Origin of the sequence: Pseudomonas sp. ABFPK (assembly GCF_001586765.1) — a bacterium.
GTDB lineage: Bacteria > Pseudomonadota > Gammaproteobacteria > Pseudomonadales > Pseudomonadaceae > Aquipseudomonas > Aquipseudomonas asiatica.
In genome coordinates, this window is the sequence record NZ_LQXW01000001.1 from 326,600 (window position 1) to 346,499 (window position 19,900).

The 19,900-nt window shown below is 63.9% G+C and carries 16 protein-coding genes; 10 read left to right on the forward strand and 6 right to left on the reverse strand.

Annotation, left to right across the window (positions count from 1 at the left end; translation table 11 throughout):
* Positions 1-36 precede the first annotated feature (36 nt).
* The 5 genes from WM94_RS01525 to gcvP all read left to right on the forward strand — a co-directional run bounded on the left by WM94_RS01525 (position 37) and on the right by gcvP (position 7,514).
* The gene (locus tag WM94_RS01525; protein WP_013974718.1) at positions 37-1,038 is read left to right on the forward strand and encodes an extracellular solute-binding protein; all 1,002 of its coding nucleotides are present in this window, start codon (positions 37-39) and stop codon (positions 1,036-1,038) included.
* 143 nt (positions 1,039-1,181) lie between these two features.
* Positions 1,182-2,804 carry an iron ABC transporter permease gene (locus WM94_RS01530; RefSeq protein WP_061550271.1) on the forward strand — a complete coding sequence of 541 codons (1,623 nt, stop codon included), beginning with the start codon at positions 1,182-1,184 and terminating at the stop codon, positions 2,802-2,804.
* 125 nt (positions 2,805-2,929) lie between these two features.
* Positions 2,930-4,012 carry a glycine cleavage system aminomethyltransferase GcvT gene (gcvT, locus tag WM94_RS01535; protein ID WP_015272229.1) on the forward strand — a complete coding sequence of 361 codons (1,083 nt, stop codon included), beginning with the start codon at positions 2,930-2,932 and terminating at the stop codon, positions 4,010-4,012.
* A 51-nt stretch (positions 4,013-4,063) separates the two neighbouring features.
* A complete protein-coding gene (gene gcvH / locus WM94_RS01540) occupies positions 4,064-4,447 on the forward strand; it encodes a glycine cleavage system protein GcvH (protein ID WP_013974715.1) in 384 nt (127 codons plus the stop codon).
* A gap of 193 nt (positions 4,448-4,640) precedes the next feature.
* Positions 4,641-7,514 carry an aminomethyl-transferring glycine dehydrogenase gene (gene gcvP / locus WM94_RS01545; RefSeq protein WP_061550272.1) on the forward strand — a complete coding sequence of 958 codons (2,874 nt, stop codon included), beginning with the start codon at positions 4,641-4,643 and terminating at the stop codon, positions 7,512-7,514.
* Between the two features lie 119 nt (positions 7,515-7,633).
* Here the strand turns inward: gcvP and WM94_RS01550 are convergent, their stop codons facing one another.
* The 3 genes from WM94_RS01550 to WM94_RS01560 all read right to left on the reverse strand — a co-directional run bounded on the left by WM94_RS01550 (position 7,634) and on the right by WM94_RS01560 (position 10,183).
* Positions 7,634-7,948, reverse strand: coding sequence for a DUF2388 domain-containing protein (locus tag WM94_RS01550; protein WP_003259356.1), 315 nt, complete (start codon positions 7,946-7,948; stop codon positions 7,634-7,636).
* 89 nt (positions 7,949-8,037) lie between these two features.
* A complete protein-coding gene (locus WM94_RS01555; RefSeq protein ID WP_061550273.1) occupies positions 8,038-9,723 on the reverse strand; it encodes a GspE/PulE family protein in 1,686 nt (561 codons plus the stop codon).
* 154 nt (positions 9,724-9,877) lie between these two features.
* Entirely contained in the window at positions 9,878-10,183 is a 306-nt protein-coding gene (locus WM94_RS01560) for a hypothetical protein (RefSeq protein ID WP_003259353.1), read from the reverse strand.
* A gap of 126 nt (positions 10,184-10,309) precedes the next feature.
* Here WM94_RS01560 and WM94_RS01565 point away from each other — a divergent pair, with 126 nt between their 5' ends.
* Positions 10,310-10,780 (forward strand): Lrp/AsnC family transcriptional regulator, encoded by a 471-nt coding sequence (locus tag WM94_RS01565; protein ID WP_015272225.1) that lies wholly within the window; start codon positions 10,310-10,312, stop codon positions 10,778-10,780.
* Positions 10,781-10,865: 85 nt separating this feature from the next.
* On the opposite strand, the gene WM94_RS01570 is transcribed toward WM94_RS01565, so the two are convergent.
* Positions 10,866-12,233, reverse strand: a complete 1,368-nt coding sequence (locus WM94_RS01570) for a CYTH domain-containing protein (protein WP_003259352.1) — start codon at positions 12,231-12,233, stop codon at positions 10,866-10,868.
* 218 nt (positions 12,234-12,451) lie between these two features.
* Here WM94_RS01570 and argE point away from each other — a divergent pair, with 218 nt between their 5' ends.
* Complete coding sequence (gene argE / locus WM94_RS01575) at positions 12,452-13,594, forward strand: acetylornithine deacetylase (RefSeq protein ID WP_061550274.1); 1,143 nt, start codon at positions 12,452-12,454, stop codon at positions 13,592-13,594.
* Between the two features lie 124 nt (positions 13,595-13,718).
* Positions 13,719-15,017: an amino-acid N-acetyltransferase gene (argA, locus tag WM94_RS01580; RefSeq protein ID WP_013974710.1), complete on the forward strand. Its 1,299-nt coding sequence runs from the start codon at positions 13,719-13,721 to the stop codon at positions 15,015-15,017.
* A 150-nt stretch (positions 15,018-15,167) separates the two neighbouring features.
* Here the strand turns inward: argA and WM94_RS01585 are convergent, their stop codons facing one another.
* Together WM94_RS01585 and WM94_RS01590 are read right to left on the reverse strand one after the other, a co-directional pair.
* Positions 15,168-16,544, reverse strand: a complete 1,377-nt coding sequence (locus WM94_RS01585) for a glutamine synthetase family protein (protein WP_003259348.1) — start codon at positions 16,542-16,544, stop codon at positions 15,168-15,170.
* Between the two features lie 272 nt (positions 16,545-16,816).
* Positions 16,817-17,077, reverse strand: coding sequence for a hypothetical protein (locus tag WM94_RS01590; protein ID WP_023663073.1), 261 nt, complete (start codon positions 17,075-17,077; stop codon positions 16,817-16,819).
* Positions 17,078-17,118: 41 nt separating this feature from the next.
* On the opposite strand from WM94_RS01590, the gene WM94_RS01595 reads away from it, so the two are divergent.
* Together WM94_RS01595 and WM94_RS01600 are read left to right on the forward strand one after the other, a co-directional pair.
* Complete coding sequence (locus WM94_RS01595; protein ID WP_013974708.1) at positions 17,119-18,477, forward strand: glutamine synthetase family protein; 1,359 nt, start codon at positions 17,119-17,121, stop codon at positions 18,475-18,477.
* A gap of 46 nt (positions 18,478-18,523) precedes the next feature.
* Positions 18,524-19,885 (forward strand): aspartate aminotransferase family protein, encoded by a 1,362-nt coding sequence (locus WM94_RS01600; RefSeq protein ID WP_061550275.1) that lies wholly within the window; start codon positions 18,524-18,526, stop codon positions 19,883-19,885.
* Positions 19,886-19,900 lie beyond the last annotated feature (15 nt).

Here is a 19,900-nt window from a genome sequence, read left to right on the forward strand (position 1 = left end):
ATTTGCGCCTCTCATACGATCCGAGGAGTGCTTTCCATGTTGCCACGCAAGCCCCTACTGGCCGCCCTGGCCCTGACCCTGTTCGGCGGCACCGCCCAGGCAGCGGACGAAGTGGTGGTGTACTCCTCGCGCATCGACGAGCTGATCAAGCCGGTGTTCGATGCCTATACCGCCAAGACTGGGGTCAAGATCAAGTTCATCACCGACAAGGAAGCCCCGCTGATGCAGCGCATCAAGGCCGAGGGCGAAAACGGCGTGGCCGACCTGCTGCTGACCGTCGATGCCGGCAACCTGTGGCAGGCTGAGCAGATGGGCATCCTGCAGCCGATCAAGTCCGACATCATCGACCAGAACATCCCGTCGCAGTACCGTGCCTCGTCCCACGACTGGACCGGCCTGAGCCTGCGCGCGCGCACCATCATCTACTCCACCGAGCGGGTCAAGCCGCAGGAGCTGAGCACCTACGAAGCCCTGGCCGACAAGCAGTGGGAAGGCCGCCTGTGCCTGCGCACGGCGAAGAAAGTGTACAACCAGTCGCTCACCGCCACCCTGATCGAGACCCACGGCGAGGCGAAGACCGAGCAGATTGTCAAAGGCTGGGTCAACAACCTGTCCACCGACGTGTTCTCCGACGACAACGCAGTGATCCAGGCCATCGAGGCCGGCCAGTGCGATGTGGGCGTGGTCAACACCTACTACTACGGTCGCCTGCACAACCAGAACCCGAAACTGCCGGTGAAAATCTTCTGGCCCAACCAGGGTGACCGTGGCGTGCATGTGAACCTGTCGGGCATCGGCCTGACCAAGCATGCGCCACACCCGGAGGCAGCGAAGAAGCTGGTTGAATGGATGACTGGTGAAGAGGCGCAGAAGCTGTTCGCCGACATCAACCAGGAGTTCCCGGCCAACCCGAAGGTCAAGCCATCGGAAGAAGTGGCAGCGTGGGGCAGCTTCAAGGCTGACAGCATTCCGGTTGAAATCGCTGGCAAGCGCCAGGCTGAAGCGATTCGCTTGATGGATCGGGCTGGCTGGAACTAAGCGCCAGGCTTTATCCTTCCGGGGCCTTTCAGGGCCTCTTCGCGGGCATGCCCGCTCCCACAGGATTACTCGATCCCTGTGGGAGCGGGCGTGCCCGCGAACGACCGCATAGCGGTCGCAAACCAGCCACAGAGACATTCAACTTGCCCCACGCCCCCCAACGCCGCTGGTACCTCCCGGTCACCCTGGTCGCCGCCCTGGTGCTCCTGCCCCTGAGCGTCCTGCTGCTGTCCTGGCAGTCGATCGACCTGCAGATCTGGTCGCACCTGCTCGACACCCAGATGACTCGCCTGCTGGGCAATACCCTGACGCTGGTGGCGGGTGTGGGCTTCGGCGTCACGGTACTGGGGGTCAGCCTGGCCTGGTTGACCAGCCTCTGCGAGTTCCCTGGCCGGCGCTGGCTGGACTGGGCGCTGATGCTACCGTTCGCCATACCGGCCTATGTGCTGGCGTTCGTCTTCGTCGGCCTGCTGGACTTCGCCGGCCCGGTGCAGAGCGCACTGCGCGAGGTGTTCGGGCCGATGCGCCTGCCGCGGGTGCGCTCCACCGGCGGGGTGATCGTCGTACTGGTGCTGGTGTTCTACCCCTATGTCTACCTGCTGGCGCGCAGCGCATTCCTGGCCCAGGGCAAGGGCCTGATGGAAGCCGCGCGGGTGCTGGGGCTGTCCCCGCTGCAAGCGTTCTGGCGCGTGGCCCTGCCCATGGCTCGGCCGGCGATCGGCGCCGGTATTGCCCTGGCCCTGATGGAAACCCTGGCCGACTTCGGCGCGGTTGCGGTATTCAACTTCGACACTTTCACCACGGCCATCTACAAGACCTGGTACGGCTTCTTCAGCCTGTCCAGCGCTGCCCAGCTGGCCAGCCTGCTGCTGCTGGCGGTGATGCTGGTGCTGTATGGCGAGCGCCGTGCCAGGGGGGCCAGCCGCAGCGGCAACGAGCGGCCGCGCGGGCAGGCGTTGTACCACCTGCACGGGGTCAAGGCGTTGCTGGCCAGCGGTTGGTGCTTGCTGGTGTTCGCCTGCGCCTTCGTCATCCCGCTGCTGCAACTGCTGGCGTGGTTCTGGCAGCGTGGCCGACATGACTTGGACGAGCGCTATGTCGGCCTGGTGTTGCACACCCTGTACCTGGGCGGCATGGCGGCGCTGGTCACGGTGTGCGTGGCGTTGCTGCTGGCCTTTGCCCGGCGCCAGGCGCCGACGGGTGGTATTCGCGCCGGGGTGGGCCTGGCCAATCTTGGCTATGCCTTGCCCGGCTCGGTGCTGGCGGTGTCGATCATGCTGGCCTTCAGTTACCTCGACAACCACCTGGTCATCCCGCTGTCCAGCTGGCTGGGCGGTGCCGGCAAGCCGCTGCTGCTGGGCAGCCTGGCCGCGTTGCTGCTGGCCTATCTGGTGCGCTTCATCGCGGTGGCCTACGGGCCGCTGGAGAGCAGCCTGGAGCGTATCCGCCCGTCACTGCCCGAGGCGTCCCGTAGCCTCGGCGTCGGTGGCGCGGGGTTGTTTTTCAAGGTGTATCTGCCGCTGCTGGTGCCTGGCGCGCTCAGCGCCGCCCTGCTGGTGTTCGTCGACGTGCTCAAGGAAATGCCGGCCACCTTGCTGATGCGCCCGTTCGGCTGGGATACCTTGGCGGTACGGGTGTTCGAGATGACCAGCGAGGGTGAGTGGGCGCGTGCATCGCTGCCGGCACTGACCTTGGTGCTGGTGGGCCTGCTGCCGGTCATCGGCCTGATCCGCCGTTCGGCACGTCGACCTGGTCACAGTCACTGAGGGTGCCAGCCCGCGCCCTTGCGGCTACAATGCGCGGCATTCGCGCGGCGGGTCCTACACAAGAAGAGCTGACGACCCGACGTCATCGACCGCCGCCGCTTCGCCACGCCCGGAAGGAGAAACCCATGGGACAGCGCACGCTTTTGTATGACCTGCACCTGGCGCTTGGCGCCAAGACGGTCGATTTCGGTGGCTGGGACATGCCCCTGCACTATGGCTCGCAGGTCGAGGAGCACCATCAGGTGCGCAGCGATTGCGGGGTGTTCGATGTTTCCCACATGACCGTGATCGATGTCGATGGTAGCGACGCCACCGCCTGGTTGCAGCGTCTGCTGGCCAACGACGTGGCCCGCCTCGACGACACCGGCAAGGCGCTGTACAGCCCGCTGTTGCAGGAACAGGGCAGGGTGATCGACGACCTGATCGTCTACCGCACACAACATGGCTATCGCCTGGTCACCAACGCCGCCACCCGTGCCAAGGTACTCGACTGGCTGCAGCAGCAGCGTGGCGGTTTTGCCGTGGACTTCCAGGTCCGCCCAGACCTGGCCATCCTTGCCATCCAGGGCCCGCATGCTCGAGAAAAGGTTGCAGCCCTGCTCAGCCCCTCGCGTGCGGCGCTGATCCGCGAACTGCGTCCTTTCGAAGGCTTTGCCGAAGGCGACTGGTTCATTGCCCGCACCGGTTATACCGGTGAAGACGGCCTGGAGATCATCCTCCCCGGCGAGCAGGCCGTGGCCTTCTTCAACGACCTGGTCGGTGCCGGCATCGCCCCCAGCGGCCTTGGTGCCCGCGATACCCTGCGCCTGGAAGCCGGCATGAACCTGTACGGCCAGGACATCGACGAAAACCACACACCGCTCACCTCCAACCTCGGCTGGAGCATCGCCTGGGAGCCGGCCGAGCGCGACTTCATCGGGCGCGCCGGGCTGCTGGCGGAAATCGAGCACGGCGTGCAGGAAAAACTGGTCGGCCTGGTGCTGGAAGAGCGTGGCGTGCTGCGTGCCCACCAGGTGGTGCGTGTAGCCGGGATTGGCGAAGGGGAGATCACCAGTGGTAGTTTCTCGCCTACGCTGAGCAAGTCCATTGCCCTTGCACGCGTGCCCATGGCCACCGGCGACCGGGCCGAGGTGGAAATTCGCAGCAAGTGGTACCCGGTGCGGGTGGTCAAACCGACCTTCGTGCGCCACGGCAAGATTTTGATCTGAACAATATTTAACCGGCGGGCGTACCGCTGAGCCAATCGAGGAATTCAAGACATGAGCAATATCCCCGCCGAACTGCGTTTTGCCGAAAGCCACGAGTGGGCTCGCCTGGAAGCCGACGGCACCGTGACTGTTGGTATCAGCGACCACGCCCAGCAAGCCCTGGGTGACGTGGTGTTCGTCGAGTTGGCCGAAGTCGGCAAGGTATTCGCCGCTGGCGATGCGGCCGGTGTGGTCGAGTCGGTCAAGGCCGCTTCGGACATCTACGCCCCGGTCGGTGGCGAAGTGATTGCGGTCAACGAAGAGCTGGCTGACAGCCCTGAGCTGCTCAACGAAGAACCTTACGATTCTTGGATTTTCAAGCTGAAGCCAAGCAACCCGGCCGAACTGGACAAGCTGCTGGACGCTGCGGGCTACAAGGCCGCGATCGGCGAGTAAGACCGCGTCGCCGTCTTCGCGGCTAAAGCCGCTCCCGCAGGGAATGCACAGCGTCTGATACCTGTGCGGTCCCTGTGGGAGCGGCTTTGCCGCGAAGAGGCCGGGCCTGCGAGCAACTTTCCCCGCAGAATCGGCAATCCCTTCCTAGACTTGTAAGTCTCCATGAGAGCTGTTCCAGGAAGAGAGCGTCGTCATGTCCCAGTCGCCATCCCTGCATCAACTGCAAGAGCTCAACCCTTTCCTGCGTCGCCACCTTGGCCCGGATGCCACGGAGCAGCAGGCCATGCTCAACGCGCTGGGTGTCGCCAGCCGCAGTGAGCTGATCGAGCAGACCGTACCGCCAGACATCCGCCTCAATCGCCCCCTCGACCTGCCGCCGGCACTGGACGAACAGGCCGCTCTGGCCAAGCTCGCCGGTTACGCCGGGCTGAACCAGGTCTGGACCAGCCTGATCGGCATGGGCTACCACGGCACCATCACCCCCACGGTCATCCTGCGCAACGTGCTGGAGAACCCGGGCTGGTACACCGCCTACACGCCCTATCAGCCCGAGATTGCCCAAGGCCGGCTGGAGGCGCTGCTGAACTTCCAGCAGATGGTCATCGACCTCACCGGGCTGGCCCTGGCCAATGCCTCGCTGCTCGACGAAGCCACTGCCGCCGCCGAGGCAATGGCCCTGGCCAAGCGGGTGGCGCGCAACAAGAGCAATGCCTTCTTCGCCGACGAGCACTGTCACCCGCAAACCCTGTCGGTACTCAAGACCCGTGCCGAGGGCTTCGGCTTCGAGCTGATCGTCGACTCTGTGGATAACCTTGGCAAACACGCGGTTTTCGGGGCCTTGCTGCAGTACCCGGATACCCACGGCGAGGTGCGCGACCTGCGCCCGCTGATCGACCATTTGCACAGCCAGCATGCCCTGGCCTGCGTTGCCGCCGACCTGCTCAGCCTGGTGGTGCTGGCACCGCCTGGGGAGCTGGGTGCCGATGTTGTGCTGGGCTCGACCCAGCGCTTTGGCGTACCGATGGGCTATGGCGGCCCCCACGCGGCCTATTTCGCCTGCCGCGATGACTACAAGCGAGCCATGCCGGGGCGCATCATCGGCGTGTCGCGCGATGCCCGTGGCAACACCGCGTTGCGCATGGCCCTGCAGACCCGCGAGCAGCATATCCGCCGCGAGAAGGCCAACTCCAACATCTGCACGGCCCAGGTGCTGCTGGCCAACATTGCCGGCTTCTATGCGGTATACCATGGCCCCGAAGGCCTGCAGCGCATTGCCCAGCGCGTGCACCGGCTGACCTTCATCCTGGCCGCCGGCCTTGAGGCCAAGGGCATCAAGCGCCTCAACCAGCACTTCTTCGACACCCTTACCCTGGACGTCGGCGGTGCCCAGGCGGCCATCATCGAAAGCGCCGAGGCCGCCCAGATCAACCTGCGAATCCTTGGCCGCGGGCATCTGGGCGTGAGCCTGGACGAGACTTGCTCGGAGCAGACCGTGCTGCGCCTGTTCGATATCTTCCTGGGGGTGGATCACGGCCTGGATATAGCCGCACTCGACCAGTTGGCGCTGCCCGAAGGCATCCCTGCCAGCCTGGTGCGGCGCACGCCGTTCCTCGCCCACCCGGTGTTCAACCTGCACCACAGCGAAACCGAGATGCTGCGCTACCTCAAGCAACTCGAGAACAAGGACCTGGCGCTGAACCAGTCGATGATCCCGCTGGGCTCGTGCACCATGAAGCTCAACGCTACCAGCGAGATGATCCCCATCACCTGGCCTGGCTTTGCCCAGCTGCACCCGTTTGCCCCGGCGGCCCAGGCCACCGGCTACAAGGCGATGATCGACGAACTGGAAAGCTGGCTGTGCGCCATTACCGGCTTCGATGCCATCTGTATGCAGCCCAACTCCGGCGCCCAGGGCGAGTACGCCGGCCTGATGGCCATTACCCGCTACCACCGTAGCCGCCACCAGCCGCAACGCACGCTGTGCCTGATCCCGTCGTCGGCCCACGGCACCAACCCGGCATCGGCGCAAATGGCCGGCATGGAGGTGGTGATCGTCGATTGCGACGACGATGGCAACGTCGACCTGGCCGATCTCAAGGCCAAGGCCCACTCGGCCGGGGATCGGTTGTCGTGCCTGATGATCACTTACCCATCGACCCACGGCGTGTACGAGGAGGGGATTCGCGAAATCTGCGAAGTGGTCCACCAGCATGGTGGCCAGGTGTACATGGATGGCGCCAACCTCAATGCCCAGGTGGGCCTGGCGCGTCCCGCGGATATCGGCGCCGACGTTTCACACATGAACCTGCACAAGACCTTCTGCATCCCCCACGGTGGTGGCGGCCCGGGCATGGGCCCGATCGGCATTCGCGCGCACCTCAAGCCGTTCGTTGCCAGCCATCCGGTGGTGCCGGTACCCGGCCTGGACCCGAACAACAGCGCGGTCAGCGCCGCGCCCTGGGGCAGTGCGAGCATTTTGCCGATCAGCTGGATGTACATAGCCATGATGGGCCCGCAACTGGCCGATGCCAGCGAGGTGGCGATCCTCTCGGCCAATTACCTGGCCAGCCAGCTGGGTGGTGCCTTCCCGGTGCTCTACCGCGGGCGCAACCAGCGGGTGGCGCATGAGTGCATCCTCGACCTGCGGCCGCTGAAGGCGCTGACCGGCATCAGTGAAGAGGACGTGGCCAAGCGCCTGATGGACTATGGCTTCCATGCCCCGACCATGTCGTTCCCGGTGCCGGGCACGCTGATGGTCGAGCCGACCGAGAGTGAATCGAAGGCTGAACTGGACCGCTTCGTCGAGGCGATGCTGGCGATTAGGGCGGAAATTGGCGAAGTTCAGGAGGGCAACTGGCCTGCGGAGAACAACCCGCTCAAGCATGCGCCGCATACCCTGGCCGATGTGCTGACGGTGTGGGACAGGCCTTACAGCCTGGAGCAGGCGGTGGCGCCCAGTGCTCACGTGCGCCAGCACAAGTACTGGCCAGCGGTGAACCGGGTCGACAACGTTTATGGGGACAGGAATCTGTTCTGTGCTTGTGTGCCGGTGGAGGCGTATCGCTAATTGTGGTTTGCCTGTGGCGGCCCCTTCGCGGGTAAACCCGCTCCTACAGGACTTGTACAAGTTTCGAATACTGTGCAGTACCTGTGGGAGCGGGTTCACCCGCGAAGCAGGCGCCGCGGTTACTCGGCTACCGCATTCTTGGCCAGGATGGCATTGGCCAGTTCCATGTCGGAAGCCTGCATCCCTGGGTTCTCCGCGCGAGCCTGGCGAATCGCCGCTTCGAGGAACGGCCCACGGATCGCGCCTTCGCTGGCCACGAAGCTGCCGGCGTCATCCTGCGCCGCCATCACCAGCTTGTGATCCCCGGAAGTCAGGTAGCTCGATGCCGTGGTAGCACCAGTAGTCATCACGTTACGCCAGAAGGTATCGGCCATGGCCGAGCCGATAGGCAGCGAAAGCAAGGCAGCGGCAGCGATGGCGGTTTTGAAACGCATGTTGAAACACCTCGAAGGGTGAGGGTTGAAGATGCGCGATTTGATCCTGCCGCAGGGGTGCAAGTTCCTTGAATACAAAGGATTTTTGCTCAGGAACAGGCCCGTAGCACTTCCTCTTGGCGGGTCTGCCCGCAGGCTACCTTGGCATCGCCGCAGCGGCGCAGATCGAGCAAGCCATCGGCCACGGCCTGGCGCCGCAAACTGGCCAGATCGCTGTCCGGGCCTATCAGGGCGCGCAGGCTGTCGCTGGGTATCAGCAGCTCGAACAACCCTGTGCGGCCATGGAACCCCGTGCCACGACAGGTACGGCATGGCTGCCCTTCGCGCAGCGCTGTATCACCCCGGCAATCCGCGCACAGTGTGCGCACCAGCCGCTGGGCCATGACCCCCACCAGCGTCGCCTTGATCAGGTAGTCGGCCACACCCAGTTCCTGCAGGCGGGTGATCGCGCCACAGGCGTCGTTGGTATGCAGGGTCGACAGCACCAGGTGCCCGGTCAGGGCTGCCTGCACCGCCACCAGGGCGGTCTCGCGATCACGGATTTCGCCGATCATGATGATGTCCGGGTCCTGGCGCAGCATGGCCCGCACACCATTGGCGAATCCCAGATCCAGGGCGGGTTGCACCTGCAACTGGTTGAAGGCGGGTTCCAGGCGCTCGATCGGGTCTTCGATGGTGCACAGGTTGACCTGCGGCGTGGCCAGCAGCTTGAGGCTGGCGTAAAGCGTGCTGGTCTTGCCGGACCCGGTGGGGCCGGTAACCAGGATGATGCCCTGACGATGACGCAGCAGGCCTTGCCACTGGTCCAGTTGCGCCCCGTCCAGGCCGAGCCGGTCGAAGCCTTCTTGCAACTGTTGCGGGTCGAAAAGGCGCAGCACCAGTTTCTCGCCGAACGGAGTCGGCAAGGTCGACAGCCGCAGTTCTACCTCGCCGCCGCCAGGCAGGCGGCTTTGCAGCCGGCCATCCTGCGGTCGGCGCTTTTCCGCGACGTCCATGCGCCCCAGGTGTTTCAGGCGGCTGACCAGCGCCAAGGTCACGCCGGCAGGGAAGGCATAGACGTTGTGCAGCAGGCCGTCGATGCGGTAGCGCAGCTGGCCCTGTTCGCGGCGTGGTTCCAGGTGGATATCGCTGGCGCGTTGCTCGATGGCGTACTGCAGCAGCCAGTCGACGATATGCACGATGTGCGCGTCGTCCGCACTGGCCTCGGCCTGGCGCTTGCCCAGCTCCAGCAGCTGTTCGAGTTCGCCCAGGCTGGCTGACTGCTGGTGTTGCGCGCCCTTTACCGATTGGGCCAGGCGGTGGAACGACTGCCCTGCCTGGCGGACCTGCTGCGGGCTGGCCAGAACGCGCCGGATCGGCCGGCCCAGGCTGCGGGTGAGGTCGGCCAGCCAGTCGTCCTGGTAGGGCTGGGCGCTGGCGACGGTGACGCTGGAGGCGTCGGCGGCGACGATAAGGATGCCGTGGCGCTGGGCGAAGGCCGGGGATATCAGGCCGGTGACCTGGGGCAGGTCCAGTTGCAGCGGGTCGATGCGCAGGTAGGGCTGGCCGACCTTGTTGGCCAGCCATTGGCAGAGGCGGTCCAGGTCCAGGGGCTTGCCAGGGTGTCGGCGGTCTTCCAGGGCGCAGGCGGCGACCTGTTCCAGCGGGTGGGCGGTGGGGTGATTGGCGGCGTGCTCGAGTACCTGCAGGGTGTCGTTGGCGTACAGGTGCTGGTCGGCGAGCAGGACCTGGAGCACGCGCTTGAGGTCGAGTGCCGGGTTGTCGGGGGTGTGCATGGTTGGCGTCCGTGCCTGATAGGGGAGTGCTGATCAAGGCTAGCCGGGCGAGGGAGGGTTACCGAGGGTGAAAGGTTTCGAAATTTTGCTTTGCTTGTGCCGGCCTCTTCGCGGGTAAACCCGCGAAGAGGCCGGCACAAGCACCGAGCATGGCTCAGACCACCGCCAGCTCCACCCGCTGCAGGTTGCTCAGGCTCACTTCACCCACACACACCAGGTTGCGCAGTTTCTGCGCAATCACCTCGGCCCGGTGCCAGCTGAGGCCGCCGATGCCGACCTCGATATCCAGCCAGTCGTCCTGCTGACTGACCTGCACGCTGTGCGGGGTCAGGAACTGCAGGGCAAACAGGTTGAGCACCCGGCACAGGCTGTCAGGCTCGGCCTCGGCCTGCAGGCGATAGTGCACGGTGCTGTGGGCGCTGCTGGCGGCCCAGGCGTCGGTACGGGGCTGTGCGTTCATGCTGGTCTCCGCAAATGTGGGAGAAATTCTTGCACGTTGGCGGCGGTATTTTTTCGCTATGATTTGATCATTTCGCTGTATTGGCGAATTGATCTATTCATAAAGTTATTCTCTGGAGAATTATTTATGCACAGCGAGCTGGATGCCTACGACCGCCGTATCCTCGAACTGCTGCAGGAGGACGCTTCGCTGTCCAGCGCGCAGATCGCCGAACGCGTGGGGCTGTCGCAATCGCCGTGCTGGCGGCGTATCCAGCGGTTGAAGGAGGAGGGAGTGATTCGTGGGCAGGTGACTTTGCTGGACCGCAAGAAGGTCGGCCTGAACACGCAGATTTTCGCCGAGGTGAAACTGAACGCCCACGGGCGCTCCAACTTCACAGAGTTCACCGACGCGATCCGCGGGTTTCCCGAGGTGCTGGAGTGTTATGTGCTGATGGGGTCGGTGGACTTTCTGTTGCGCATCGTCACCCCGGATATCGAGGCTTATGAACGGTTCTTCTTCGAAAAGCTGTCGAACGTGCCGGGGATTCAGGAGGTGAACTCGATCGTGGCGCTGTCGGAGATCAAGTCCACCACCAGCTTGCCACTGTCGCGCTGAGGTCTTCGCAGCACAAGGCTGCTCCTACAGGGGATATCGGTGCCCTGTAGGAGCAGCCTTGTGCTGCGAAGCAGGCGACGCGGTATCAAGCCTTGAGCAGGTGCTTCCAGCCGCGGCTCTGATCCACCGCCCGAGCCTGCTCGATACGCGCTTCCAGTACTTCATCGCTGATCGGCTGCTCAGCCAGCTCATGCAGCTTCTTTAGGTCGCCATACAGGCGGTCCATCTGGGGCGCCTCCAGCACCTGGCGAGCATGGTGCAGCCAGGCCAGCAGCTGCTCGATACGCGGCAGTTGCTCGGCCAGGTCTTCCGGCCGCTGGGTGTACAGCGGCAGCTTCAGCGCTCGGCCTTCTTCGCCCAGCAGGTGCGCCAGCCAGCTTGCCAGCTGCGCCTTGCCCTGGCGCTCGCCACGGCCTTTGCGCTCCACGGTCCAGGCACGGGCCAGCAGCCAGCGCGAGGTTTCCAGCGAGAACTGGCCCCAGCGCACGTCCTCCAGCTCTTCGGCGAACTGCTCGGGCGCGGCACGGCGGATATCTTCGTCTTCGTTACCGGCCTGCACCAGCGGGCGCCAGTCTTCGAGCAAGGCGTCCAGGCTGCTGCGCAGGTCACGGGTGGTGGCGCGTGGCGCGGCCTGGCCCAGGCTGGCGGTAATGGCACGCAGCTCGCTCAGGCACTCGACCCAGTCCTGCAGCAAGCGCCAATGGCCGTTGTGGCGGTATTGCTCGGCCAGGCGCTGGCTGCTGCCCAGCAGTTGCCAGGCCAGTGCGGCGTAGGCGTCGTCCACGGCCATTTCGGCTTCCAGCTCGGTGTGCGGCAGGCCCAGCTCGTAGCTGTCCGGCTCCAGCAGGCGGTAGCCACGCTCGGCCTTGCTGATGTCACATGGCATCAGCGGCAGGCTGGCGGCCAGCTCGGCGGCCAGTTCCAGCAGTGCCTGCGGCTCACCTTCACGCAGTTCCAGTTCCAGCTCGCAGATTTCTTCCTTGCGCTTGCCGGCGATCACGAAACCCTGGTCCAGCGCGGCCTCGATCACCACCTTGCTCTTGCCACGGCCCCAGGCGATTTCGGCGTATTCACGGCTGAAGTCGGTGGTGAACAGCGGCTTGATGGTCTTTTTGTCCAGGTTGGCCAGTTGCGCGGGCCAGCAGCTGTCGTCGAGCTTCTTCAGGTCGAGCTTGACCTTGTCCAGCTGCCATTCATGCTCGTTGCGCTCGGATAGACCGGCCACACTGGTGCCGCGGCACTTGAGGGTCTGGATGATGGCCTCGCCATCGCGGCGCAGGCGCAGGGCGACACGGGCAGCAGAGAGCTCGCGCTCGGGAGTGTCGAAGTACTGGTTGAGCAGTTCGCGGGTCTGCCAGCCGGACTTGTTGCGCTTTTTCAGCAGAGGGTGCTCGCGCAGGGCGGCAAGGGTCTCGCGGCTGGCGCGGAGCTTGAGTTCGGTTTCTTTGTGCATCACAGGCTCGAAGGAGGGGCGTGGTTGCCCAGCAGTCTACAGGAGTCGGCTCTCGTCTGTTGGATCGTGGAGGCTTCTTCGCGGGTGAACCCGCTGCCACAGGTCCTGTGCTGCCCTCAGGTGCGGCGCTTTCCCTGTGGTAGCGGGTTTACCCGCGAAGAAGCCCACACGGTTGGACGGCATTGCTATGATGGGCAACGCTTCCGAGGAGTACGCGCATGCCGTTGCCGACGCTGAAAGACCAGTTCGCCGCCCTGATCGCCGCGCCCTCGGTCAGTTGCACCCAGCCTGCGCTGGACCAGTCCAATCGCCAGGTCATCGACCTGCTGGCCGGTTGGTTGGGCGACCTGGGTTTCAAGTGCGACATCCAGCAGGTCAGCCCCGGCAAGTTCAACCTGCTGGCCAGCCGTGGCACCGGCCCGGGTGGCCTGGTGCTGGCGGGGCACAGCGACACGGTGCCCTATGACGAACAGCTGTGGGCCAGCGACCCGCTGAAGCTGACCGAAACCGATGGCTGCTGGGTCGGCCTGGGCAGCTGCGACATGAAGGGCTTCTTCGCCCTGGTCATCGAGGCGGTCATCCCGCTGCTGGAGCACGGTTTCAAGCAGCCGCTGCTGATCCTCGCTACCTGTGACGAAGAAAGCTCCATGTCCGGGGCCCGTGCCCTGGCCGAGGCCGGCCAGCCGCTCGGCCGTGCGGCGGTGATCGGCGAGCCCACCGGGCTGCGGCCGATCCGCATGCACAAGGGCATCCTCATGGACCGCATCGACATCCTCGGGCGCAGCGGCCACTCCTCGGACCCAAGCCTGGGCCGCAGCGCCATGGAGGCCATGCACGCAGTGATGGGCGAGCTGATGGGCCTGCGCCAGCAATGGCAGCAAACCTACCGCAACCCGCAGTTCACCGTACCGACCCCAACCATGAACTTCGGCTGCATTCACGGCGGCGACAACCCCAACCGCATCTGCGGCCAGTGCGCCCTGGAGTTCGACCTGCGTCCGCTGCCAGGCATGGACGTGGAGCAACTGCGCGCAGCCATCCGCGCCAAGCTGGTGCCGGTGGCAGAGCGCTTTGAGGTGCGCATCGACTATGCGCCGCTGTTCCCGGAGGTGCCGCCGTTCGAGCAGGCAGCCGACGCCGAGTTGGTGCAAGTGGCGGAGCGCCTGACCGGCCATCGCGCCGAAGCGGTGGCGTTCGGCACCGAAGCACCTTATCTTCAGCAACTGGGTTGCCAGACCATCGTGCTGGGCCCCGGCGACATCGCCTGTGCTCACCAGCCCGGCGAATACCTTGAAATGTCACGAATCGAGCCTACCGTGCGTCTATTGCGTGACCTGATCCGGCACTATTGCCTGGACTAAACGTCAACCGAACTGTTTCGTTCCTGCCTAGAGGAGACCGCGCGTGACCGCAAGCCTGTTCCGACGATGATCCTGAACGCCCCCTGTATCGCCGTTCTCCGTCCACTTATCCACAGGCCCTGTCATGCCCGACTACGTCAACTGGCTGCGTCATGCCTCCCCGTATATCAATGCCCATCGCGACTGCACCTTCGTGGTCATGCTCCCTGGCGATGGGGTGGAACATCCTAATTTCGGCAACATCGTCCACGACCTGGTGCTGCTGCACAGCCTGGGCGTGCGCCTGGTGCTGGTGCATGGCTCGCGCCCGCAGATCGAAAGCCGCCTGGCTGATCGCGGCCTGACCCCGCACTACCACCGTGGCCTGCGCATCACCGATGCCGCCACCCTGGATTGCGTGATCGATGCCGTCGGCGCCTTGCGCCTGGCCATCGAGGCACGCCTGTCGATGGACATCGCCGCTTCTCCGATGCAGGGCTCGCGCCTGCGCGTGGCGTCCGGCAACCTGGTCACTGCGCGGCCGATAGGCGTGCTCGAAGGCGTGGACTACCACCACACCGGCGAAGTGCGCCGGGTCGACCGCAAGGGCATCAGCCGCCTGCTCGACGAGCGCTCCATCGTGCTGTTGTCACCGCTGGGCTACTCGCCCACGGGGGAAATCTTCAACCTGGCCTGCGAAGACGTGGCCACCCGCGCCGCCATCGAACTGGGTGCCGACAAGCTGCTGCTGTTCGGTGCCGAGCCGGGCCTGCTGGATGCCGATGGCAAGCTGGTGCGTGAGCTGCGCCCGCAGCAGGTTGCCCCGCATCTGCAGCGCCTGGGCAGCGATTACCAAGGCGAATTGCTGGATGCCGCGGCCGAAGCCTGCAAAGGCGGCGTGGCGCGCAGCCATATCGTCAGTTATGCCGAGGACGGCGCCTTGTTGACCGAGCTGTTCACCCGTGGCGGTGGCGGCACGCTGGTGTCGCAGGAGCAGTTCGAAGTGGTACGCGAGGCGACCATCGAGGACGTGGGCGGTTTGCTGGAGCTGATCAGCCCGCTGGAAGAGCAGGGCATCCTGGTACGCCGTTCGCGTGAGGTGCTGGAGCGGGAGATCGAGCAGTTCAGCGTGGTCGAGCGCGAAGGCATGATCATCGCCTGTGCGGCGTTGTACCCGATTGCCGACTCCGACGCCGGCGAACTGGCGTGCCTGGCGGTGAACCCGGAGTACCGCCATGGCGGGCGTGGCGACGAGCTGCTGGAGCGCATCGAAAGCCGGGCGCGACAGTTGGGGCTGAACACCCTGTTCGTGCTGACGACGCGTACCGCGCACTGGTTCCGCGAACGCGGGTTTGCTCCGAGTGGGGTCGAGCGACTGCCAGCGGCGCGGGCTTCGCTGTACAACTACCAGCGTAATTCGAAGATTTTCGAGAAGCCCTTGTAAACCTGTACTGGCCTCTTCGCGGGTGAACCCGCTCCCACAGGATCTTCACCGGACTGAGGCCGGCGCGGTCCCTGTGGGAGCGGGCAAGCCCGCGAAGCAGTCGACACCGATCTCGAACAAAAACGCCGCCCTTGTGGGCGGCGTTTTCGTTTACACGGTATGCAGGTACCAGTTGTACTCGAGGTCGGAGATCGAGTGCTCGAACTCCTCCAGCTCGCTCTCCTTGCACGCGACGAAGATGTCGATGTACTTCGGATCGATGTACTTGTTCAGGATCTCGCTGTCGTCCAGCTCGCGCAGGGCATCGCGCAGGTTGTTCGGCAGGCTCTGCTCCAGCTGCTCGTACGAGTTGCCTTCGATCGGCTCACCCGGTTCTACCTTGTTGGTCAGGCCATGGTGCACGCCGGCCAGTACGGCGGCCATCATCAGGTACGGGTTGGCGTCGGCACCGGCCACGCGGTGCTCGATGCGTACGGCGTCCGGCGAGCCGGTCGGCACGCGCAGGGCCACGGTGCGGTTGTCCAGGCCCCAGCTTGGCGCGTTCGGTACATAGAACTGCGCGCCGAAGCGGCGGTACGAGTTGACGTTCGGGCAAAGGAACGCCATGGACGCGGGCAGGGTCTCGAGCACACCGCCGACAGCGTGACGTAGCGCGGCGTTCTGCTCGGGATCCTCGCTGGTGAAGATGTTGTTGCCATCTTTGTCCAGCACGGAAATGTGTACATGCAGGCCGTTGCCTGCCTGGCCCGGGTAGGGCTTGGCCATGAAGGTGGTGTCCATTTCATGGTCGTAGGCGATGTTCTTGATCAACCGCTTGAGCAGTACCGCATAGTCGCAGGCCTTGAGCGGGTCGGCCACGTGGTGCAGGTTGACTTCGAACTGCGCCGGGGCGCTTTCCTTGACGATGGCATCGGCCGGGATGCCTTGCTCCTTCGCGCCTTCCAGGATGTCCTGCAGGCAGTCGGCGTATTCGTCGAGGTCGTCGATCAGGTACACCTGGGTCGACTGCGGGCGCTTGCCCGAAATTGGCGAGCGCGGCGGCTGCGGGCGACCGTTCACGTTCTCCTGGTCGATCAGGTAGAACTCCAGCTCGAACGCGGCACAGATGGTCAGGCCCAGTTCGTCGAACTTGCTCACCACCTGACGCAGCACTTCACGCGGGTCGGCGAAGAACGGCTCGCCTTCGAGTTCGTGCATGGTCATCAGCAGCTGAGCGGTAGGGCGCTTTTGCCACGGCTCGTTACAGAGGGTGTCAGGGATTGGATAGCAGATGCGGTCAGCATCGCCGATGTCCAGGCCCAGCCCGGTGCTTTCAACGGTGGAACCGTTGATGTCCAGGGCGAAGAGGGAGGCAGGCAGGTTGATGCCTTTCTCGTAAACCTTGTGGAGGCTGGTGCGCTCTATGCGCTTGCCACGCACCACACCATTCATATCTGCAATCAGAAGGTCAACGTAGAGAACCTCAGGATGTTCCTTAAGGAACGCGTTCGCTTCGTTAAGCTGAACGGCACGCGGGGGTACCGACATGATGCAACACCTTTGTTGTTAAAAATATCAATCAAGGGGGGCTTGCAAGACCAGTCAATCGAAAAGACAAACTGATGTCAAGCCAACCCCATGATGCCCTGAAATGGCACATCGACGGCAGATTTGCTGCATATCGGGGCAAGCCATTATCCGCTATTTCCCTCGCAAAGGGCTATCTCCGACCAGCCGTGTTTTATTTTTTACGGAGGTGTTGTGTAAAAAAATGAACAAGGCTAAGCTCGGTCTCAACCCAGAACACAATAATACGAGGGTCACATGGTCCGCTTGCCGAGACCTGAAAGTACTGCCTGCGCAGTGCCATCGGGTACATCCGTCATTTTTGCAAGCTTCGTCAATGGCGTGGCCGCCCTGGCCGCAATAATTGACGTTTGGCGCTCCCGGACCTGCCCTCGTAGCGGCTTGCCGCCCTTCGTTTCGTCTTCCTGCCTTTCGAACTCATTACGGACACACTTGTTTTCAGTGTATCCACTGCGGCTCTGCGCGGGGGTTTTTGCTTTAGCAATGTACTCCATCCAGAATCAGTGCGCGGACCACCTTACCTCCTGAGGTATTTATGAGTAACAACCTCGACCAGCTCACCGATTGGTTGAAAGAGCACAAGATCACCGAAGTCGAATGCATGATCAGTGACCTGACCGGCATCACGCGCGGCAAGATTTCGCCTACCAACAAGTTCATCGCCGAAAAAGGCATGCGCCTGCCCGAGAGCGTGCTGCTGCAGACCGTGACCGGCGACTACGTCGACGACGACATCTATTACGAACTGCTGGACCCGGCGGACATCGACATGATCTGCCGCCCCGACGAGAACGCCGTGTTCCTGGTGCCATGGGCCATCGAGCCGACCGCCCAGGTGATCCACGACACCTACGACAAGAAGGGCAACCCGGTCGAACTGTCGCCGCGCAACGTGCTGAAGAAAGTCCTCAAGCTATACGCCGACAAGGGCTGGCAGCCGATCGTCGCGCCGGAGATGGAGTTCTACCTGACCAAGCGCAGCGAAGACCCGGACTTCCCGCTGCAGCCCCCGGTAGGCCGTTCGGGCCGCCCGGAAACCGGCCGCCAGTCGTTCTCGATCGAAGCCGCCAACGAATTCGACCCGCTGTTCGAAGACGTCTACGACTGGTGCGAACTGCAGCAGCTGGACCTCGACACGCTGATACATGAAGACGGCACGGCGCAGATGGAGATCAACTTCCGTCATGGCAACGCCCTGCACCTGGCCGACCAGATCCTGGTGTTCAAGCGCACCATGCGCGAGGCCGCGCTCAAGCACAATGTGGCCGCCACCTTCATGGCCAAGCCCATGACCGGTGAGCCAGGCAGTGCCATGCACCTGCACCAGAGCGTGGTCGACGTGGCCACCGGCAAGAACATCTTCAGCAACGACGACGGCAGCATGAGCGAACTGTTCCTGCACCACATCGGTGGCCTGCAGAAGTTCATCCCCGAGGCGTTGCCGCTATTCGCTCCCAACGTCAACTCGTTCCGCCGCTTCCTGCCCGACACCTCGGCGCCGGTGAACGTGGAGTGGGGCGAGGAAAACCGTACCGTCGGCCTGCGCGTGCCGGACGCCGGCCCGCAAAGCCGCCGGGTCGAGAACCGCCTGCCAGGCGCCGACGCCAACCCATACCTGGCCATCGCTGCAAGCCTGCTGTGTGGCTACATCGGCATGGTCGAAGGCATCGACGCCAGCGCGCCGGTGCAGGGCCGTGGCTACGAACGCCGCAACCTGCGCCTGCCACTGACCATCGAAGATGCCCTGGAACGCATGGAAAACAGCCGTGCACTGGTGCAGTACCTGGGCAAGAAGTTCATCACCGGCTACGTCGCTACCAAGCGCGCCGAGCACGAGAACTTCAAGCGAGTCATCAGTTCCTGGGAGCGTGAGTTCCTGCTGTTTGCTGTCTGATCAACTTGGTGCCGCAGGACGCGGCTGTCGAACAACGGAGAAGCACATGAGCGTCAACAACCCGCAAACCCGTGAATGGCAAACCCTGAGCGGGGAGCATCACCTCGCGCCCTTCAGCGACTACAAGCAGCTGAAGGAGAAGGGGCCGCGCATCATCACCAAGGCCCAGGGTGTGCATTTGTGGGATAGCGAGGGGCACAAGATCCTCGACGGCATGGCTGGCCTGTGGTGCGTGGCAGTGGGCTATGGCCGTGAAGAACTGGTGCAGGCGGCAGAAAAGCAGATGCGCGAGCTGCCGTACTACAACCTGTTCTTCCAGACTGCCCACCCGCCTGCGCTGGAACTGGCCAAGGCGATCTCCGACGTGGCGCCGCAAGGCATGACCCATGTGTTCTTCACCGGCTCCGGCTCCGAAGGCAACGACACCGTGCTGCGCATGGTCCGCCATTACTGGGCGCTGAAAGGCAAGCCACAGAAGCAGACCATCATCGGCCGCATCAACGGCTACCACGGCTCCACCGTGGCAGGTGCCAGCCTGGGTGGCATGAGCGGCATGCACGAGCAGGGCGGCCTGCCGATTCCTGGCATCGTGCATATCCCGCAGCCTTACTGGTTCGGCGAAGGCGGTGACATGACCCCGGACGAGTTCGGGGTGTGGGCGGCCGAGCAGCTAGAGCAGAAAATCCTCGAAGTCGGCGAAGACAACGTCGCCGCCTTTATCGCCGAGCCGATCCAGGGCGCCGGCGGCGTGATCATCCCGCCGGAAACCTACTGGCCGAAGGTGAAGGAGATCCTCGCCAAGTACGACATCCTGTTCGTCGCCGACGAAGTGATCTGCGGTTTCGGTCGTACCGGCGAGTGGTTCGGTTCCGACTACTACGACCTCAAGCCCGACCTGATGACCATCGCCAAGGGCCTGACTTCCGGTTACATCCCCATGGGCGGTGTGATCGTGCGTGACACCGTGGCCCAGGTACTCAGCGAAGGCGGCGACTTCAACCACGGCTTCACCTACTCTGGCCACCCGGTAGCGGCGGCGGTGGGCCTGGAAAACCTGCGCATCCTGCGCGACGAGAAAATCGTCGAGAAGGCGCGCACCGAAGCGGCACCTTATTTGCAAAAGCGTTTGCGTGAGCTGCAGGACCACCCTCTGGTGGGCGAGGTACGCGGCCTGGGCCTGCTCGGCGCGATCGAGCTGGTCAAGGACAAGGCCACCCGCAGCCGTTACGAAGGCAAGGGCGTAGGCATGATCTGCCGCACCTTCTGCTTCGAAAACGGCCTGATCATGCGCGCAGTGGGTGACACCATGATCATTGCGCCGCCGCTGGTGATCAGCCATGCAGAGATCGACGAACTGGTGGAAAAGGCACGCAAATGCCTGGACCTGACGCTCGAAGCGATTCGTTGACAGTTTGCTAGGCTA

What these genes read in the sequence shown, in the direction of transcription:
- WM94_RS01585 (WP_003259348.1), bottom strand. Translation starts at nt 16,544, where the DNA reads ATGTCGGTACCCCCGCGTGCCGTTCAGCTTAACGAAGCGAACGCGTTC.
- WM94_RS01565 (WP_015272225.1), top strand. Translation starts at nt 10,310, where the DNA reads ATGCACAGCGAGCTGGATGCCTACGACCGCCGTATCCTCGAACTGCTG.
- argE (WP_061550274.1), top strand. Translation starts at nt 12,452, where the DNA reads ATGCCGTTGCCGACGCTGAAAGACCAGTTCGCCGCCCTGATCGCCGCG.
- WM94_RS01600 (WP_061550275.1), top strand. Translation starts at nt 18,524, where the DNA reads ATGAGCGTCAACAACCCGCAAACCCGTGAATGGCAAACCCTGAGCGGG.
- WM94_RS01595 (WP_013974708.1), top strand. Translation starts at nt 17,119, where the DNA reads ATGAGTAACAACCTCGACCAGCTCACCGATTGGTTGAAAGAGCACAAG.
- WM94_RS01570 (WP_003259352.1), bottom strand. Translation starts at nt 12,233, where the DNA reads ATGCACAAAGAAACCGAACTCAAGCTCCGCGCCAGCCGCGAGACCCTT.
- WM94_RS01560 (WP_003259353.1), bottom strand. Translation starts at nt 10,183, where the DNA reads ATGAACGCACAGCCCCGTACCGACGCCTGGGCCGCCAGCAGCGCCCAC.
- gcvT (WP_015272229.1), top strand. Translation starts at nt 2,930, where the DNA reads ATGGGACAGCGCACGCTTTTGTATGACCTGCACCTGGCGCTTGGCGCC.
- gcvH (WP_013974715.1), top strand. Translation starts at nt 4,064, where the DNA reads ATGAGCAATATCCCCGCCGAACTGCGTTTTGCCGAAAGCCACGAGTGG.
- gcvP (WP_061550272.1), top strand. Translation starts at nt 4,641, where the DNA reads ATGTCCCAGTCGCCATCCCTGCATCAACTGCAAGAGCTCAACCCTTTC.
- WM94_RS01555 (WP_061550273.1), bottom strand. Translation starts at nt 9,723, where the DNA reads ATGCACACCCCCGACAACCCGGCACTCGACCTCAAGCGCGTGCTCCAG.
- WM94_RS01550 (WP_003259356.1), bottom strand. Translation starts at nt 7,948, where the DNA reads ATGCGTTTCAAAACCGCCATCGCTGCCGCTGCCTTGCTTTCGCTGCCT.
- WM94_RS01590 (WP_023663073.1), bottom strand. Translation starts at nt 17,077, where the DNA reads ATGGAGTACATTGCTAAAGCAAAAACCCCCGCGCAGAGCCGCAGTGGA.
- argA (WP_013974710.1), top strand. Translation starts at nt 13,719, where the DNA reads ATGCCCGACTACGTCAACTGGCTGCGTCATGCCTCCCCGTATATCAAT.
- WM94_RS01525 (WP_013974718.1), top strand. Translation starts at nt 37, where the DNA reads ATGTTGCCACGCAAGCCCCTACTGGCCGCCCTGGCCCTGACCCTGTTC.